Origin of the sequence: uncultured Amphritea sp. (assembly GCF_937127095.1) — a bacterium.
Classification (GTDB): Bacteria; Pseudomonadota; Gammaproteobacteria; order Pseudomonadales; family Balneatricaceae; genus Amphritea.
In genome coordinates, this window is the sequence record NZ_CAKZLP010000076.1 from 16,733 (window position 1) to 34,990 (window position 18,258).

Below are 18,258 nucleotides of genomic sequence, written 5' to 3' on the forward strand. Positions count from 1 at the left end.
GTAAGACAGCCAGGAGATCTGAATGAGCGGCGAAAATCACGAATACGATTCTTCCAGTATTAAAGTCCTTAAGGGACTTGATGCGGTTCGTAAGCGCCCGGGAATGTATATAGGCGATACCGACGACGGTACTGGTCTGCATCATATGGTTTTCGAGATTGTGGATAACTCGATCGATGAAGCTCTGGCTGGACACTGCAGCGAGATCAAAGTGGTTATCCATGGGGATAACAGTGTCACCGTATCGGACAATGGCCGGGGCATCCCCACCGATATGCACGAAGAGGAAGGCGTATCCGCCGCTGAAGTTATCATGACCGTGCTGCATGCCGGTGGTAAGTTTGATGATAACTCCTATAAAGTCTCCGGTGGTCTGCACGGCGTGGGTGTTTCCGTGGTAAACGCCCTCTCGGCTGAGCTGAAACTGACGATCCGCCGTAAAGGTGAAGTATTTGAACAGACCTACCGCCACGGTGTCCCTGATGAGCCGCTGAAAGTGGTGGGTCAGACCGAAACCTCCGGTACATCAGTGCGCTTCTGGCCCTCTGAAGAGACCTTCCACAACCAGCTCGAGTTTAAATTTGATATTCTGGCGAAACGTCTGCGCGAACTCTCCTTCCTCAACTCCGGTGTGGCGATCCGCCTGAAGGATGAGCGTAGCGGCGAAGAGGAGCTGTTTGCTTACGAAGGTGGTCTGAGTTCCTTTGTTGATTACCTCAACACCAACAAAACCCCGGCGAACAAGATGTTTCACATCAACGTGATGCATGAAAACGGCGTTGGCGTTGAAGTGGCGATGCAGTGGAACGACAGCTATCAGGAAAGTATCCACGCCTTCACCAACAACATTCCCCAGCGTGATGGGGGTACCCACCTGTCGGGCTTCCGTACCGCCCTCACCCGGGCGCTGAACAACTATATTGAAGCCGAAAAGCTCAACAAGAATGGCAAGGGCAGCACCACCGGTGATGACTGCCGTGAAGGTCTGACCGCTATCGTCTCTGTGAAAGTGCCCGACCCTAAATTCTCCTCCCAGACCAAAGACAAACTGGTCTCCTCTGAGGTGAAAACCGCGGTTGAGCAGGCGATGTATGAACAGCTGAACGACTACCTGCAGGAAAACCCGCAGGACGCAAAAGCGGTGGTCATGAAGATGATCGATGCCGCCCGTGCCCGTGAAGCGGCGCGTAAGGCCCGCGAGATGACCCGACGCAAAGGCGCACTGGATATTGCTGGCCTGCCCGGCAAACTGGCCGACTGCCAGGAGAAAGACCCGGCCCTCTCTGAAATCTACCTGGTGGAGGGTGATTCTGCGGGCGGTTCTGCCAAGCAGGGTCGCAACCGTAAGTCACAGGCGATTCTGCCGCTGAAGGGTAAGATCCTCAACGTCGAGAAAGCCCGTTTTGACAAGATGCTGGCCTCTGCTGAGGTGGGCACCCTGATCACTGCACTGGGTACCGGTATCGGCCGTGAAGAGTTTAACGCCGATAAGCTGCGTTACCACTCCATCATCATCATGACCGATGCCGACGTGGATGGATCGCACATCCGTACCCTGCTGCTGACCTTCTTCTTCCGGCAGATGCCGGAGATCATCGAGCGCGGTCATGTGTTTATTGCCCAGCCACCGCTCTACAAGATCAAAAAAGGTAAGCAGGAACAGTATCTGAAAGATGATGATGCGCTGGAAAACTACCTGCTTCAGGGCGCCCTGGAAGGCGCATCGATGCATGTGAATGCCGATGCCCCACCGATCAGCGGTACCGGCCTTGAAGAGATCGTTAACCGTTATCGTGCGGTGGATAAGATGCTGGCCCGTCTGTGCCGTCTTTATCCTGAGCCGATTCTGCGGCAGATGGTGTATACCTCACGTCTGACACCTGAACTGCTAAAAGATGAGCAGACCGTAGCCGAGTGGATCGACCGGGTGTGTGACGGTCTGGGTGATACTCTGGATGGCGGTGATGTTTACACCTCATCCGCCGCTGAAGATATGGAGCACCAGGGCATCTTCCTGCCCAGTGTTAAAGTGATCCAGCACGGCGTCAGCCACCACTACACCTTCGACCAGTCATTCTTTGAATCGAGAGACTACGCCTCCCTGACCAGCCTGGGTGAAACCCTGGACGGCCTGTTGGAAGAGACTGCCTACTTCAAGCGCGGTGAGCGTGTCTTTGCGACGACTGAGTTCACTGCCGGTCTTAACTGGCTGATGGAGCAGTCCAAGCGGGGCTACTACATCCAGCGCTATAAGGGACTGGGTGAGATGAACCCGGAACAGCTGTGGGAAACCACTATGGACCCGGAACAGCGCCGTATGTTGCGCGTCACCATCGACGACGCCATCGCCGCCGACCTGCTATTCACCACCCTTATGGGCGATGAAGTAGAGCCCCGCCGAGAATTTATTGAAACCAATGCGCTGAATGTGTCCAATCTGGATATTTGATGGGTGTCATTTAGGGTGATATAAACGAAGAAGCAGCCGAAATGGCTGCTTTTTTATGTCTGAATATTGCTTGGGTTTGAGCAAACTAATTATCGAATAAAAACCTTCATAATCTAAAAATCGCCCATTGTTTGGTAGGCTTAGCCGATTTATTTGCGTTTTTTTTGAGGAGCTCTTAGGTAAAAGGGCTTCACCACTTTACTTTTTAATCAGTGCATCTTTTTAATTTGTGCCCTAAATTTTTTTAAGCTATTACGATCGCTAGGGCTACAAGGAACTGTGATTGACCTTGAACCGTTCGGATGGGTCAATCGACCATGCTTACTACATCTTTTGTAGACCCATCCGAACTTAACCAAGCAATTTAGATATACATTCCAGTCTTTATCAGAGCTATACCTTTTCATGAATAGCTCCCAAATGATTTAAGAGAACATAGAGAAGTAAGCTGATTAAATTAAATGTGTTTTTAATAGCTGCTACCTTTCCACTGTCGGCGAGTTGCCCGCTGAAGTAGTTCACGCTTGTGAGCAGCCAATTTAGATCAAATATATCAACAGGAATGATAGTTACTAATGAATAGGTCACAGATAAATTAACTGCAACTTTAGTTTCTTTTGCGTGCATACGTATACTCCTTGACGATCTGGCTAGCAGATCGTGAAGTTTTTACATGGCGGACGCAGGGCGTCAGGGTAGGAGCATCTGGCTCCAGTACACCAAGTTTTTAGATGGGGTGTTAAAGTTGTGGATTACGAAGTAAGCGGCGTCTGACTTTCAGAGCCTCTTCGTAGTTCACATCCTCATTCAACTCGCGCCTTTGACAGATCAGTAACCACCACTCTGCAGCGATAATTGCACGTTTAAGATCTTCAATAGAGCGTGTTTTGTTTGAGTTACGTCGCACCAGGCGGTAGCATTCCTTAGCGATCTTACGAACACTTTCATCCGGATCATGCTGTTGCGTGAAATATACTGTTTTGTGGGCTTTGCCATTGAGATCAAAACCCAGCTCACCAAGGGCTTTCAAATAGCCTTGTCGCCAAATCGGTGAGGCTTCAATAACTTGGTCTGGATCGTATTTTCCATTGTTGGTTTTTTCACCTTTTCGTAGTCGAAGTCGACTGAGGCAAAACTCAGCTAACCTATGTGAAAAAAACTCATAACATTCAGACTTAGCTTTACTCCAATCGGTGGCGGATTCACCCCTCTGGGGCTGTTTTTGATATGAAAACCAATCAGTAGCTAGAATGTCCAGTGGCGAATACCAGTTAACTGCCTGGTCCTCATTAAGTGAACTAAATCGGGAAATGGATTCATCAGCAAAGGGCTTGTTTGATGAGCGCATTAGCATTAAGCGATGACGCAGAGACTTTGGTGCATCTAAGCGGTCGAATTCTGATAACAACTGCTTTAGCTCTTGATCATGTTCAGGCTTAATTCCTTTGGAGATATTCCCCCTGAGGATACCGATACTTTTATCAATGAAGGGTTTTCTTTCCTCGTCGAGAAGCTTATGTCTTGTGACCATTGCCCATTTTGGGGTTAACTCATTAGGGAAGTTGACATTATTGATCAGATTTCTAAGGAGTTCGTTCCACCAATTTTTACCTTCTTGGTATACGCCTTCTCCATGAAAAGGATACTTAGCATCTAAGAGACGAAGTTGGCTTTCTATATCGACATTATGAAACGCTTCAAGAAATTTTTTTTTCCAAGTAGGACTATGCTTCTTTTCACACCATTTCTTACTGTACGAAAGATTGCTAGCTCTTTCAGTCCGCAGAGTTGACTGAATATCTTCGTTAATCGTCCATTTTATCCAAGCCTCTACTTGTGAGGAGCTTAACTTAGAACAAAGCTGAATCAGACAATTATCATAGTGTAATTGCCACTCTTCGACTGGTGAGTCGTTATCAAAACAGGTATTGCACAAACTAATAAAGAAGTCATCTAAGCCTTTTGCCCAGCACTCAATCTCCAAATTTGTAGCAGAGATTAAATTTGCGTTAGTAAAATACTCGGTTTTTAACTCTTTCCATGTTTTTTGCAACCATTCTTCAGCAGATGACAAAGTGTTTTTGTCTAAACACTGGTTTTTGCCAATGGACTGGATTGCTCGTTGAAAACCGTAGTACCAATCAAGAGTTGCTATATCTACCAATGTTCTGCATTCATAACCTAATCGACCCGCTTGAGCATCATGTTTAAGCCAAGACTTTAAAAAAGTAATTCCGCGTAAAAGCTCATTTGAATTGGGTTTTTTAGAACTGTAAAGAATCCCTTCATTCAGTATCGAAAAGAGATAGTGGGGCTGAGAGTCATAATCTCCAGCAATGCTATTAAAGTAATTTAGGAAAAAGCGTGACCTGTCAGAAAAATCTAAAGAAGTCAGAGCTTCATCATTAAAGAAGGCACTTGATAAGCAGTAGTCGTTTTCATAAAAAATAGACAAAAAAACGTCGTTAAACTTTTCGTTGATTGCTTTCTCCGACACTAATTTATAAAAACTATAAGCAGACTTAGGAAAGGTCTTTCTTGCTACCTCAATTGCAAAATCTAATAGTGGGCAGTCACGATTAGATTTTCCAGTAAGATACTCTGCTTTTTTATGAGTAAATTCTAAACTCAGCCGAAACGCCACTGATGGTGATGACAGGAATTCAGAAAACTTATTGTAATCGGAACTATGCTGCTGAGCACATTTCAGTGCTTCTTCAAGGGGTTCAATCTCCCTAAATACCTGCTTCCAGTTTTTAGAAAAATGTTCAGTAAGTAATGAACGGAAATTGCCATCAACACTATGTTCATCGAGCGCTTGGATAAAGCGTTCAACAGGGTCTGTACTTTCATTAAGGGAATGGTCGCCAAAAGGCGCATCTATCCTGCACATATCGTCCTCCAAATTTGACGGAGTTAGGTTTCACAAAAATGATAAACCGAATAAAATTCGGTATTGCAGTTGAAACCTCCCGTGCATCAGAGGGGAGCGGAATAGTGGAACGGTGAGTATCAAACTCAATAGCCGACTGCATAAGAGGAAATAGTAGGGCAGTATTATTTGCAAGTCAACACTACTTCAACTTGATCATATATGAAAATCAAAGGCTCAGATCCGCATAAAGGTGGCAAATTTATTTATCGAATAACGATGAATAGTGCTGACCATTCGATGGTCACCCGACGGTGACGTGACGAGCTTTTCTGCTAATGTAAAACTTCAATCAGGGATTAAGCACGATCTGTTTTATGCGCTCAGTGCTTTTAAGGCATGTTCCGGATCGGCTTCGACCACCCGTAAAAGTGATCGGGCAGCTCCCGTAGGGTGCCGACGCCCCTGCTCCCAATTTTCTAAAGTACGCTTGCTTACGCCCAGAATCGTTGCAAACTTTTCCTGAGAAACGCCCAAACGTTCACGAATTGCCTTAACCTCGGGGTCAGGAAAATCAAAGGTACGAGATGCTTTTTTGCTCTCTTTTACAATCTCATCCATCTGCTGGACGCTATCTAAAAGCTCATTAAACATTTCATCATTCATGCTTGCCACCTTTCAACTATGGCTTTCAATTGTGCCACTTGTGCTTTCGTCAAATTGTCTTGTTTGCCTTTGGGATAGACATACAGCATACGGATATGATGATCGTCGACTGCCCAATAGTAAATGACACGTACTCCACCGCTTTTCCCTGTGCCTTGTTGACTCCAACGGATTTTGCGAAGCCCGCCTGATTCTTTTATCAGGTCTCCAGAATCTGGACGAGTTATAAGCACTTCCTGAAGGCATTTATATTCGTCATCACTCAGCATCTCTTTGATGAGTTTTGTGAATATAGGAGTTTCTACAATAATCATCTATCCTCCATGATACGCCATTGGCGTACTTCCATCCATAATAATTACCAACACTGCTGACTGCTGACTGCTGACTGCAGGGTGCGTTCTGTCATATATCTTATCTAATCCCTGATCGTTACGTGAGTGAAGTTCTTGGTGGATGAGATATCACTATGTGCCTCAAGAGAGGAGGCAAGATTAATAGTGTCAGAGTCATTGATCCAAACTTAACAATTCTAACTCTTGATGCTTCAGCCGTGCGGAGCTCCCCTGTCGCTTTATCTCTGTGCCCTCGGTGTCCTCTGTGGTGAGTTTACTGAAGGTGTATCACCGGAGTTAAGTCAGGTTTTGTTGCCGGGCGCGAGGTGCGCTCCTGTTTTTTGGCGGGTTGTGTTATGCGGTGGTTAATGATGGTTGTTGCAGATGTGCCGGGCCTTCGGGAGGGTCGGAGGTGCGTCCGCCTCCTCCCCTGTCCAGTTTGAAAAACGGGTATCACCTGTCATGGTGACACCCTTGTTTTATGCGGTTTTATTCATCATTCATGAATCCCATCAGATGAAGCAGACTGGTGAATAGATTGAATATCGACACAAACAGTGTTGTTGTCGCCATGATGTAGTTGGTTTCACCGCCGTGGATGATGTTGCTGGTTTCGTACAGGATGAGACCCGACATTAACAGCACAAACATCGCTGAAACCACCAGAGACAGCGCCGCTATTTCAAAGAAAAACGCGCCGATACCGGCCAGGAACGCCACCAGAATGCCGACCGTTAAAAAACCGCCCATAAAGCTGAAGTCTTTATTGGTGGTGACAACATAGGCTGACAGGCCGAGGAAGATCACCCCGGTTGCCGCCATGGCGTTCATGATGATCTGTCCGCCGTTTGGCAAGCTCATATAGGCACTCAGTATCGGCCCGAGGGTCAGGCCCATAAATCCGGTCAGTGCAAATACGCAGACGATGCCTACACCGCTGTTACGAAACTTGGAAGTGGCGAACAGCAAACCAAAGTAGCCAACCAGGGTAATAATGATGCCAGGATGTGGCAGATTCAGTGCCATGGAGAGGCCTGCAGTCGCGCCACTGAACAGCAGTGTCATCGACAACAGCATATAGGTGTTTTTAAGTACCCGGTTCTGTACACGGGTTGAGTCGGAGCCCGCAGCATATGCCGGGCTTGAGCTGATAGGGTTGTCCATTAGTGTTCTCCTGCTACAGACAAATATTCGTCGTATTCTGTTGCTGTCCCCAGCTGCGATTCGTTGAGCAGCCTGTTTTTGGGACGGATGCCCTTGCTGCGTATGCGTGCCAGGCGTCGTGTGAGCGTTCTGCTGGCCCGGCAGGCGGCGCTATCAATCGCCTCCTGCCAGTTTTGCTGCACATCGTCTATGACGATGTCGCGCTGCCCTGCAATCACGATGCGTACCTGGCAGCGCTTGTCTTTTCCCCCTCGCGGGCCATTAATGTCGGAAAGCGTGACATCAATTTGATTTGTTTGGTCATATCTTGATGCCAGCGCAAACGTCATCCGCCGGCGGACATACTCTTCCAGCCCTTTTTTTATAGAAACATGGCGAACCTTCAGATTAATTTTCATCTTGCTCTCCTGCATCCTGGTAGGGATATTGTGCGTTGAGGTTTTATCTTAGGACGAGAAAACAGCAAGTAAAATTCGAATTAAATATAAAAATAGATCGAAAAAACCGATCTTATAGCTGAAATGTTTTAACTTCAGGCGGTTACATTGCTTTCGTTGTGAAGGTTGAGCAGCGGTTACTATATGAAGAATAAGTGGGGATCAATAGGCTCAGATTAATTGACTTCGTAGCCTGAGGCATTTGCTTTCTATCTTGTTGGGATTCGTTCCTCATCCCAACCTACGGTATTTAATGCAGCGTTTTCGCTGATTGAGCCTTTAAATCCTCCTGTCGTTATAACCCGGAATAGTTTTTGCTCTGTCTTCTGTAGACCGCGACTGTGGGTGACAAATGGCCCGGTTTTGTCCTGTAGGGCACAAAATTACCTTACAAAGGTTGAATACCCTACAACCCCGCTCAGCTTTTTAGCAGCGCTTTTGAGTAGAGCGCTTGAGTAGAACTCTTGAGTCGGGCATTTAGTCGGGCTGTTTAGTCAGGCTTTCGCGGTCATTGATGTGCTAGAGAGAGTATTGCTCTGCCACAGACAGATAATTATAGGAGAGATCGAAATGGCTAAGTTCTATGTTGAAAAGGGTGCAAATGCAGCGGGTGAGTTTGTAGTGCATAAAGAGACTTGCTCATCCCTGCCGGAAAAAGATAAGTTGCTCTATCTGGGATCACGCAGTAATGCGGCGGCACCGCTGAATGAAGCGGGTCTTTACCAGTGTTCGCCATCCGCGCCCTGCCCTGAGTGTATTTCAGTCTGATAGCGTTGCTGTCGATGACAAAAAGCCCGCACTTGCGGGCTTTTTCCTGTTTGAACTGGCTTAGTGGCTGTAATTGCCCGGGTCTGCCATCTCTGCGGTCATCTTATTAAGCTGCTCTAGTGACAGTGTTTCATCGTAGACACCGGCGGCAACCTGAATGCCGGTGGAGAAGGCCAGGTCGGCGGTCACTGCGTAACTTAACTTACGCGATGTCTGCCCCGCCCCCGGTTTGGTCCATTGATATTCAACCCAGCCACCATTTTTTGCCGTGGCCGCAGCACATAACTCTTTAAAGATGTATTTGCCGTTATTGTCGGTGACCTGCATGATCGGGCGACCCACCAGGTCCGGGCGCATCGGATGCGCCACCATCCGGTCAAGCCGACAATCAAAGGCAAACACATAACTGTCCTTCCAGACCCAGGGGCCATCGGCATTGTTGAGCGAAGGAATGGCGGAGGCCCCTTTGGTTTGCAACACTTTGGCTGCGCCCCAAACTTTGGTGACCACTTCATCAGGCGTGGCGGCACTTTCGTCGGCGACTGCGGCGCTATGAGTGAGTAGTGTCGTGACTGTCAGCGTGAGTGCTATCAGCGCTGCTCGGGTAAGTTTGCGAATAGAATGCATGATGATCTCCTCTCAGACTTTGATCCAGGGGTTGCCCACTGGCAGGATGTTGCGACCAAATACGTCGGCGAAAATCACGTGCGCCATCATGTACCAGGCGGCCAGCGCAGTGAGCATCAGTTCATACCCGGCTACGACGGTGAGTTGTGGATAACCGAAATGCGCCAGATCCAGCAGAATAAAGCCGATCAGCAGCAGTGTGAAGGTGGTGGCCATGGCCCCGTGAATCCGCATTGCGCCGATCCACAGAATCGCGGTGAACAGCGTCCATGCCACCAGAAACCAGCCGATATCGGTCTTGCTGGAGACGTAGATGTTGAACTGGTTGCCGATCAGCAGCAACGCCAGTGAGATCCAGAAAGAGCCGTAGGCGGTAAAGGCGCAGTAACCAAAGTTGTTGCCTGTGGATTTTTCCTGAAACCCCGCGATCATCTGCGCCAGACCGCCAAAGATCAGCCCCAGCCAGATGACCGGGCCGATGCCCATCCAGCCCACGTTGTGAAACTGCAGCACCATCGTCGTTAATCCGAAGCCCCCCAGCCCGACGACAGCGGGGTTTCCCTGCTTCTGTTGTTGCATCTGTTTTTCTCCCTTAATCCATTTCTTTTGTATGGTTATTTTTCGATCATCATATGGACTATCTGTGGGGGAACAATGATACCTATGGCTAGCATCCGGCATTCTATTGATATCTGTCATGTTTCCTGTTGGCAATGGCGACGACAGAGTCTCTACTTTTCCGGCTGCCAGGGTGGGTGTTGTGTCGTAAAAAGCACAGCGAGTTCTGTTTGTCTGCGTTTCTCTCTGTTGTTTTGTCGTAAACACGACAACATAAAAAACAGACAATCCTTTATTTACAATGAGTTAGTGAATGGCATATCTTATGCTTTACGCTATGTAGTTGTACCTAATAACGGTTGAGTGATCTGATTGCGAGTGATCGGATGGCAAGTGATCAGGTACGGCTGATTAAGCGTGGTTGACGGGCTATAAGCCTGCAGAGGTCTTAGTTTTACTCGGTCATGCCTATCGCTATATAGTGGTACGTTATAGCGCTTATTTTAGGAGTCATTCTATATCACACTATTTTCAATAGCCTGTGGTTGAGGAGATCAAAATGAAGAAACCGGTCGAGCAGAAACAGGATAAAGGCCCGCTGATGGGGCGTGGTCGTAAATACGACCATCTGGAGTTGTTGGAGCAGATTGACGCCTGTGGCTCGATTACTGCAGCAGCAAACCTTATGGGGATGAGTTACAAAACCGCATGGGACGCTGTTGAAGCGATTAACAACCTTGCTGAAGCCCCGCTGGTTGAACGACGGGTGGGTGGACGCAATGGCGGCGGTGCAGTGCTGACCGTCAATGGTCGTCGGCTGGTGTCTGCATACCGGCGTCTTGATAAAGAGCGGGAGCGGGTTTTGAGTCAACTCAACCGTGTGATGGAAGATTTTGAGTCCTATTACAAAATCATCAGGAGATACGATATGAAAACCAGCGCACGGAATCAGTTTTTAGGCAAAATCAAACGTATTAAAACCGGCGAGGTGAACGCCGAGGTGGTGCTCGACATCGGTGGTGGGGATGAAATTGTCTCCAACATCACCTGCGATAGCGTTGAACATCTGGAGCTGAAGGTGGGCGACGATGCCTATGCCATGATCAAATCATCATGGGTGATTCTGACCAGCAATAACAACCTCAAAACCAGTTCTCGCAATAAGCTCACCGGTAAAGTGGTTCGCTGTCATGAGGGGGCGGTTAACGCGGAGGTGATTATTGAGCTGCCCGGGGGGAAGACCCTGACCGCGATTGTTACCAACGAGAGTGTCACCGATATGGGGCTGAAAATCGACAGTGAGGTTACCGCGCTGATTAAATCGTCCAACGTCATCCTGGCCGTAGCCTGTTAACCGATTGAGTAAAAGGATTTTAATGATGAAACAGATGTTACGTTTGATAACCGGTTGTGCATTGTTTTTTGGCTTTGCAGCTGCCCAGGCTGAGACCGTACAGGTGGCCACAGCGGCCAATTTCACCGCACCGATGAAGGAGATCGCCGCGGAATTTGAGCAACAGACCGGCCACAGGGTGGTGCTTACGTTTGCGTCATCGGGCAAGTTTTTTGCTCAGATTCAGAACGGAGCCCCCTTTGAAGTGTTTCTCTCTGCCGACGCGGCCAAGCCTCAGAAGCTTGAGGAACAGGGCTGGAGCGTACCGGGCAGTCGTTTTACCTACGCCCAGGGTTCACTGATATTGTGGTCTGCTGAGGAGGGCTTTGTCGCTGCAGACAGTCCTGATATTCTCAGCTCAGACCGCTTTAAGCATCTCTCGCTGGCGAATCCTAAACTGGCACCCTATGGGGCCGCGGCGGTGGAAACACTACAGAAACTCGGGCTTTACGACAGCGTTTCAGCCAAACTGGTGCAGGGTGAGAATATTGCCCAGACCTATCAGTTTGTGTATTCCGGGAATGCGCAGCTGGGTTTTGTCGCACTGTCACAGGTGATGAAAGAGGGCAAGCTCAGTGCTGGGTCCGGCTGGATTGTCCCTGCTGATCTGTATGCGCCGATTCGTCAGGATGCGGTGTTGTTAAACAAGGGTAAAGATAATGTTGCGGCCACTGAGTTACTTGACTATCTCAAGTCCGGACGTGCTGCGGTTATTATCAAATCCTACGGCTATAAACTCTAAACAGCTCGGGAGTCTCACCGATGTTCAGTGATGGAAATTGGGCGGCAATATTATTAACGGTTAAGCTGGCCAGCATTGTGACCCTGCTGCTCCTGCTGGTCAGTACACCGATTGCCTGGTGGCTGGCGCATACCCGCAGCCGTCTGAAATCTTTTTTTGAAGCATTGGTGGCTCTGCCGATTGTGCTGCCGCCCTCGGTGTTAGGTTTTTATCTGTTACTGGCGATGGGGCCGCAAGGCTTCGTCGGCCAGATAACACAAGCGCTGGGCATCGGCACCCTACCCTTTACCTTTGCCGGACTGGTGGTGGCCTCAGTGTTTTATTCCCTGCCCTTTGTGGTGCAGCCGATACAGCTGGCGTTTGAAAACATTGGCGAGAACTACCTGGAAGCGGCGGCAACCCTGCGCGCCAGTCCGTTAGACCGGTTTTTCAGTGTGGCAATGCCATTAGCCCTGCCCGGCTTTCTCACCGGCAGCATACTCGGGTTTGCCCACACCGTAGGCGAGTTTGGCGTGGTATTAATGGTGGGCGGTAATATTCCCGGTGTTTCCCGCGTGGTGTCAGTGCAGATTTATGACTATGTGGAAGCACTTGAGTATGGTCAGGCCCACTCGCTGGCGATCACGATGTTGATATTTTCGTTTCTGATTCTGTTGCTGCTCTACACCTTTAACCCCAATAGAAGAAAAGTCTGATGTCTCTATGCGCTGATATTCATGCTCAATTTAAGCTCAGTTATGACGGCTTTGCGCTGGATGTGGATCTGCAGCTGCCCTCTCAGGGGGTTACGGCACTGTTTGGTCCTTCCGGGTCGGGTAAATCCACCCTGCTGCGCTGTATTGCGGGCCTGGAACGGGCTGAGGGTAAGCTCAGCGTCAAGGGTGAAATCTGGCAGGATGAGCAGATCTTTATTCCCACCCATCAGCGGCCGATCGGTTATGTCTTTCAGGACGCTAACTTGTTTCCCCATATGAGCGTTAAAGCCAACCTCAACTATGGTTTTAAACGTCAGCCGCACCGGCATGATGGTTTTTCACTGGATAAGATTATTGATCTGCTGGGGATTGGCCATCTGTTGGATCGAAAACCCGACCGGCTTTCCGGGGGAGAGAAACAACGGGTTGCTATCGCCCGGGCACTGGCGGTTAATCCCCGTCTGCTGTTGATGGATGAGCCGCTGGCGGCACTCGATCTGGCGCGTAAACGGGAGATTCTGCCCTTTCTGGAAAAACTCCATGAAGAGCTGGAGATGCCGGTTATCTATGTCACTCATGCGCCCAATGAGGTGGCCCGTCTGGCAGATCATGTGGTGATGCTGAATCAGGGACGGCTGCAATCATTCGGCACCCTGAATGAAACTTTTGCTAATGTTGAACTGCCGGAGCAAGCCAGTGATGCGGGTAGCGTGATTATTGAGGCACGGATTACCGAGATTCAGCCCGAGTGGCATCTGGCGCGGGCCAGCTTTGATGGCGGCGATATCTGGCTTAGAGATCTTAATTTTACCCCCGGGCAGACGGTGCGTTTTCAGGTGATGGCCCGGGATGTCAGCCTGGCACTGACAGCAGACCATAACAGCAGTATCGCCAACGTACTGCAGGCCGAGGTTGATCAGATCAGTGATGGCGATCATCCCGGTATCGCGCTGGTGCGCTTGAAAATAGGGGATAATTTTATCCTGAGTCGTCTAACCCAGCGTTCTCTGCATACCCTGGGTGTCACTGAGGGCGACCCGGTTTGGGCGCAGATTAAGTCCACGGCGATTGTTGAGTAGCCGAACAACGTCAGGCAGAACTACATCACCCCGGTCCGCTTTTCCGACATAAAGGACTCAGGTTGAGAGACCTGAGTCCGCCGCTATAAGTTTTAATTAACCACCTCTCCTGCTGCACAAGCAAAGCTTTCATTTGAAATAGAAATGTCATTCATATGAAACATCATCGCTATTCATTTGAAATATTCAGCTGATTAAATACTCCCTATCCGGTCATCTGACCCTATGACGTAAATTCTTGAAACGCATAAACGGAGTGGATTATGTTTCGTAAAACAGTAGGTGCATTGGCGCTTTCTCTTCTGGCTGCACATGTGCAGGCCTCAACAGAGGTTGAGTGGTGGCACGCCATGGGCGGTCGCCTGGGCGAGAAAGTGAATGAGATCGCTGAGAAGTTTAACGCCAGTCAGAGTGACTATGTGGTAAAGCCGGTCTTTAAAGGTAACTACACCGAGACCATGACGGCTGCCATTGCGGCTTTCCGGGCGAAGAAACAGCCGGCGATTGTGCAGGTGTTTGAAGTGGGCACTGCCACTATGATGTCTGCTAAAGGCGCGGTTTACCCGACCTATGAGTTGATGGCCGATACCCAGGAGCCATTTAACTCGTCTGACTATCTGGCAGCGGTGACCGGTTATTACTCCACCAACGATGGCAAGATGCTCTCTATGCCATTCAACAGCTCTACTCCGGTGCTGTATTACAACAAAGATGCGTTGGCCAAGGCGGGTGTTGAACCACCAAAAACCTGGGAAGAGATGGGTAGCGTAGGCAAGAAGTTGCTGGATGCGGGATACAAGTGTGGTTTTACCACCGGCTGGCAGTCCTGGGTGCAGCTGGAAAACTTCAGCGCCCGTCATGACATCCCTTTTGCAACCAGGAACAACGGTTTCTCCGGTCTGGATACCGAGTTGGCGTTCAACAGTCCGCTGCATGTGAAACATATCACGCAGCTGGCTGAGTGGCAGAAAGAGGGTATTTTCAGTTATGGCGGTCGCCGTTCGGACAGCGCGCCTAAGTTCTATACCGGTGAGTGTGCCATGTATATGAACTCTTCTGCCTCTTATGCCGGGGTGAAGTCCAGCATTCAGGGATTTGAGTTTGGTGTGTCTGAGCTACCGTACTGGAAAGAAGCGATCAGCACACCGAAGAACACCATTATCGGTGGTGCGACCCTGTGGACACTGAAAGGCCATACGCAGGAAGAGTATAAAGGCGTGGCGAAGTTCTATACCTTCCTCTCCTCCCCTGAAATTCAGGCTGACTGGCACCAGTTCACCGGTTATCTGCCGATCACCCATGCGGCGGCTGAGCTGACCAAAAAACAGGGTTTCTATGCTGAAAATCCGGGTACTGATGTGGCGATTCAACAGATGACGTCCGGCACTCCGACGGCTAATTCTAAGGGGTTGCGTCTGGGTAACTTCGTGCAGATACGCGACATTATCAACGAAGAGCTGGAAAACGTCTGGGCGGGTAAAGCAACGGCAAAAGATGCGCTGGACAATGCGGTTAAGCGTGGTAACGAGCTGCTGCGTAAGTTTGAACGTAGCAACAGCTAAACCCTCGGGTGAGTGTTGATGGGCCGGAAACTACGTCCGGCCCTTTTTTACTTAGCGACTGAGTCCCATTTTCTGTTTAGCTCGATCTGGAATACAGATGTCCCGTATCTCAACCTATAATCATCGCCTGCTGCCCTGGCTGTTACTGGCGCCGCAATTGGCGATAACGCTGGTATTTTTCGTCTGGCCTGCGCTGCAGGCGGTTAAACAGTCTTTTCTCATTGAAGACGCGTTTGGTTTATCTTCCGAGTTTGTCTGGTTTGATAACTTCAATGAGCTGTTGCACAGCGAAGCGTACTACTCCAGTTTTGCCACCACCTTTATCTTTGGCATTGGCGTAACCCTGTTGTCGATGTGTTCTGCCCTGCTGCTGGCAGTCATGGCTGACCGGGTAATCCGCGGCGCTGCACTGTATAAAACCTTGCTGGTATGGCCTTATGCTGTCGCTCCGGCGGTTGCCGGGGTGCTGTGGATGTTTATGTTTCACCCCACTATCGGCGTGATGACCTATCTGCTGGAGCTGGTACAGATTCGCTGGAACCACTCCCTGAATGGTCATCAGGCGATGTTGCTGGTGATTATTGCCGCTGCCTGGAAGCAGATCAGCTATAACTTTCTGTTTTTTCTCGCGGGTCTGCAGTCGATCCCCCGCTCACTGATTGAGGCGGCGGCCATTGATGGCGCCGGTCCTATGAAGCGCTTCCGGGATATTATCTTTCCGCTGCTTTCGCCCACCAGTTTCTTCCTGCTGGTGGTTAATATCGTCTACGCCTTCTTTGATACCTTCGGCATCATCCATGCGGTGACTCAGGGCGGCCCCGGCAGCTCTACCCGAACCCTGGTATATAAGGTGTTTGATGATGGTTTTATCGGCCTCGATCTGGGTTCATCAGCGGCTCAGTCAGTGATTCTGATGTTTATCGTTGGCGCGATGACGATTATCCAGTTTAAGTTTATCGAACGTAAGGTGCAGTACTGATGGTTGAGAATCGTCGCTGGCTGACGCTCTTCAGCCATCTGGTTATCTGGCTGGGCATCGCACTGGTTGCGCTGCCCCTGTGGATCGCATTTGTCGCCTCTACCCACAGCTCGGATATGATTATGAGCGGTACCCTGCCGTTCTGGCCCGGTGAGTATATGTGGGAAAACTACAGCCGGATTTTGTTCGGTGACGCCGCCGACGCGGTGGGTGTCAGCGTCAGTACCCTGCTACTGAACAGCCTGATTATGGCGCTGGGGATCGCCATCGGTAAAATTGTCATCTCGATGATGGCCGCCTACGCCATCGTCTTCTTTGAGTTTCGCTTTCGTCTGTTCAGCTTCTGGATGATCTTTATGACGCTGATGCTGCCGGTGGAGGTGCGGATTATTCCGACCTTTGAAGTGGTGGCCAGTCTGGGGTTGCTGGATAGTTACACCGGTCTGACCCTGCCGCTGATTGCCAGTGCGACGGCAACTTTTTTGTTCCGGCAGTTTTTTCTCACCATTCCCAAAGAGATGCTCGAAGCGGCGCGGGTGGATGGTGCCGGTCCGATCCGTTTTCTCTTTGATATTCTGCTGCCGTTATCCCGCACCAATATCGCGGCACTGTTCGTGATTATGTTTATCTATGGCTGGAATCAGTATCTCTGGCCCCTGCTGGTGACCAATGATGAGAACTACTACACCGTGGTGATGAGCATTCAGCGGATGCTTGCGGTGGGTGACGATGAGGTCGCCTGGAATGTGGTTATGCCCGCCACCGTGCTGGCGATGCTCCCTCCGGTGCTGGTGGTCGTGCTGATGCAGCGGCTGTTTGTAAAAGGTCTGGTTGAGACTGAAAAATAAGGTATCCCATGGCAACTTTGAATCTGAAAAATCTTAAGAAAACCTATGCCAACGGTCACCAGGCGATACACGGTGTTGATCTGGATGTGCGCGAGGGTGAGCTGATTGTGATGGTGGGGCCTTCCGGGTGTGGTAAATCCACTCTGTTGCGGATGATCGCAGGATTGGAAGCGATCACTGAGGGCACGTTGGAAATTGATCAGCGCAGGGTGAACGATCTGGAGCCTGCAGAACGGGATATCGCTATGGTGTTTCAGAACTATGCGCTTTATCCCCATATGAATGTCTATAACAACATGGCCTATGGCCTGAAAAACCGGGGTGTTGATAAAGCTGAGATCGACCGGCTGGTGCGTCAGACTGCGGCTATTCTTGAATTGGACGCGTTGCTGGAACGTAAACCCGGACAGCTCTCCGGTGGGCAGCGTCAGCGGGTTGCGATGGGCCGGGCGATTGTGCGTAACCCTAAGGTTTTTCTGTTTGATGAGCCACTGTCCAATCTGGACGCTAAACTGCGGGTACAGATGCGCATTGAGATCAAGCGGCTGCAGCGTAAGCTGGGGATAACCTCTGTCTATGTGACCCATGATCAGGTGGAGGCGATGACCCTGGCGGACCGGTTGGTGGTGATGAATGGCGGCGTTGCTGAGCAAATTGGCACGCCGATGGATATCTATAACCGCCCGCAGACTCCGTTTGTGGCGGGGTTTATCGGTTCACCGGCGATGAACTTTATCCAGGCTCAGTTGCACGAGGGAGCCCTGACGCTGGGTGACCAGACGATCACCCTGGCAAACCCGCCGGACTTTAACGGAGCGGTGGTTGTCGGGCTGCGTCCGGAACATATGCATCGCAAACCGGACTATGCTCATCAGCTGATGCTGCATATTGATCTGTTAGAGCCGCTGGGTGCTGATACACTGGTGTATGGACGGATTGGCGGCTCGGGTGACGAGCTGGTGGTGCGCCTGAACCGGGAGTTCCGCAATCTTGATAATCAGGCTATTCTGCCGCTCTATTTCGACTGCGATGAACTGCATCTGTTCTGCGCTAAGTCACAACAACGCATTAACTAGGAGTGCGC

The 18,258-nt window shown here is 49.8% G+C and carries 18 protein-coding genes; 10 read left to right on the plus strand and 8 right to left on the minus strand.

The window, feature by feature from the left end; genetic code table 11:
* Positions 1 to 22: 22 nt before the first annotated feature.
* Positions 23 to 2,449 (plus strand): DNA topoisomerase (ATP-hydrolyzing) subunit B, encoded by a 2,427-nt coding sequence (gene gyrB / locus Q0499_RS19150; protein ID WP_299202972.1) that lies wholly within the window; start codon positions 23 to 25, stop codon positions 2,447 to 2,449.
* A gap of 393 nt (positions 2,450 to 2,842) precedes the next feature.
* Here gyrB and Q0499_RS19155 read toward each other — a convergent pair whose 3' ends face one another.
* The 6 genes from Q0499_RS19155 to Q0499_RS19180 all read right to left on the minus strand — a co-directional run bounded on the left by Q0499_RS19155 (position 2,843) and on the right by Q0499_RS19180 (position 7,884).
* A complete protein-coding gene (locus Q0499_RS19155) occupies positions 2,843 to 3,076 on the minus strand; it encodes a hypothetical protein (protein ID WP_299202975.1) in 234 nt (77 codons plus the stop codon).
* Between the two features lie 112 nt (positions 3,077 to 3,188).
* A complete protein-coding gene (locus Q0499_RS19160; protein WP_299202977.1) occupies positions 3,189 to 5,342 on the minus strand; it encodes a hypothetical protein in 2,154 nt (717 codons plus the stop codon).
* A gap of 354 nt (positions 5,343 to 5,696) precedes the next feature.
* Complete coding sequence (gene nadS, locus Q0499_RS19165; protein ID WP_299202979.1) at positions 5,697 to 5,987, minus strand: NadS family protein; 291 nt, start codon at positions 5,985 to 5,987, stop codon at positions 5,697 to 5,699.
* Positions 5,984 to 6,301 (minus strand): type II toxin-antitoxin system RelE/ParE family toxin, encoded by a 318-nt coding sequence (locus Q0499_RS19170; RefSeq protein ID WP_299202982.1) that lies wholly within the window; start codon positions 6,299 to 6,301, stop codon positions 5,984 to 5,986. The genes nadS and Q0499_RS19170 overlap by 4 nt, the downstream gene beginning before the upstream one ends.
* Before the next feature lie 510 nt (positions 6,302 to 6,811).
* Positions 6,812 to 7,486, minus strand: a complete 675-nt coding sequence (locus Q0499_RS19175) for a Bax inhibitor-1/YccA family protein (protein ID WP_299202985.1) — start codon at positions 7,484 to 7,486, stop codon at positions 6,812 to 6,814.
* Complete coding sequence (locus Q0499_RS19180) at positions 7,486 to 7,884, minus strand: HPF/RaiA family ribosome-associated protein (RefSeq protein WP_299202988.1); 399 nt, start codon at positions 7,882 to 7,884, stop codon at positions 7,486 to 7,488. The genes Q0499_RS19175 and Q0499_RS19180 overlap by 1 nt, the downstream gene beginning before the upstream one ends.
* A gap of 609 nt (positions 7,885 to 8,493) precedes the next feature.
* Between Q0499_RS19180 and Q0499_RS19185 the strand changes: the two genes are divergently transcribed.
* Positions 8,494 to 8,691 carry a hypothetical protein gene (locus Q0499_RS19185; protein WP_299202991.1) on the plus strand — a complete coding sequence of 66 codons (198 nt, stop codon included), beginning with the start codon at positions 8,494 to 8,496 and terminating at the stop codon, positions 8,689 to 8,691.
* Positions 8,692 to 8,751: 60 nt separating this feature from the next.
* On the opposite strand, the gene Q0499_RS19190 is transcribed toward Q0499_RS19185, so the two are convergent.
* Positions 8,752 to 9,318 (minus strand): cache domain-containing protein, encoded by a 567-nt coding sequence (locus Q0499_RS19190; RefSeq protein ID WP_299202995.1) that lies wholly within the window; start codon positions 9,316 to 9,318, stop codon positions 8,752 to 8,754.
* A 12-nt stretch (positions 9,319 to 9,330) separates the two neighbouring features.
* Complete coding sequence (locus Q0499_RS19195) at positions 9,331 to 9,897, minus strand: acetate uptake transporter (RefSeq protein WP_299202998.1); 567 nt, start codon at positions 9,895 to 9,897, stop codon at positions 9,331 to 9,333.
* A 538-nt stretch (positions 9,898 to 10,435) separates the two neighbouring features.
* Here Q0499_RS19195 and Q0499_RS19200 point away from each other — a divergent pair.
* From Q0499_RS19200 to Q0499_RS19235, 8 genes are all read left to right on the plus strand, one after another.
* Positions 10,436 to 11,230 (plus strand): TOBE domain-containing protein, encoded by a 795-nt coding sequence (locus Q0499_RS19200; RefSeq protein WP_299203001.1) that lies wholly within the window; start codon positions 10,436 to 10,438, stop codon positions 11,228 to 11,230.
* Between the two features lie 25 nt (positions 11,231 to 11,255).
* Positions 11,256 to 12,011: a molybdate ABC transporter substrate-binding protein gene (gene modA / locus Q0499_RS19205; RefSeq protein WP_299203004.1), complete on the plus strand. Its 756-nt coding sequence runs from the start codon at positions 11,256 to 11,258 to the stop codon at positions 12,009 to 12,011.
* Positions 12,012 to 12,031: 20 nt separating this feature from the next.
* The gene (modB, locus tag Q0499_RS19210; protein WP_299203007.1) at positions 12,032 to 12,706 is read left to right on the plus strand and encodes a molybdate ABC transporter permease subunit; all 675 of its coding nucleotides are present in this window, start codon (positions 12,032 to 12,034) and stop codon (positions 12,704 to 12,706) included.
* Positions 12,706 to 13,785 carry a molybdenum ABC transporter ATP-binding protein gene (modC, locus tag Q0499_RS19215; protein ID WP_299203010.1) on the plus strand — a complete coding sequence of 360 codons (1,080 nt, stop codon included), beginning with the start codon at positions 12,706 to 12,708 and terminating at the stop codon, positions 13,783 to 13,785. Before modB ends, modC begins: the two co-directional genes overlap by 1 nt.
* Positions 13,786 to 14,048: 263 nt before the next feature.
* Positions 14,049 to 15,347: a sn-glycerol-3-phosphate ABC transporter substrate-binding protein UgpB gene (ugpB, locus tag Q0499_RS19220; protein ID WP_299203013.1), complete on the plus strand. Its 1,299-nt coding sequence runs from the start codon at positions 14,049 to 14,051 to the stop codon at positions 15,345 to 15,347.
* Between the two features lie 91 nt (positions 15,348 to 15,438).
* Positions 15,439 to 16,326, plus strand: coding sequence for a sn-glycerol-3-phosphate ABC transporter permease UgpA (gene ugpA / locus Q0499_RS19225; protein WP_299203112.1), 888 nt, complete (start codon positions 15,439 to 15,441; stop codon positions 16,324 to 16,326).
* Positions 16,326 to 17,174 (plus strand): sn-glycerol-3-phosphate ABC transporter permease UgpE, encoded by an 849-nt coding sequence (gene ugpE / locus Q0499_RS19230; protein WP_299203016.1) that lies wholly within the window; start codon positions 16,326 to 16,328, stop codon positions 17,172 to 17,174. Before ugpA ends, ugpE begins: the two co-directional genes overlap by 1 nt.
* Before the next feature lie 8 nt (positions 17,175 to 17,182).
* Complete coding sequence (locus tag Q0499_RS19235) at positions 17,183 to 18,250, plus strand: sn-glycerol-3-phosphate import ATP-binding protein UgpC (protein WP_299203019.1); 1,068 nt, start codon at positions 17,183 to 17,185, stop codon at positions 18,248 to 18,250.
* The last annotated feature ends 8 nt before the right edge of the window (positions 18,251 to 18,258 follow it).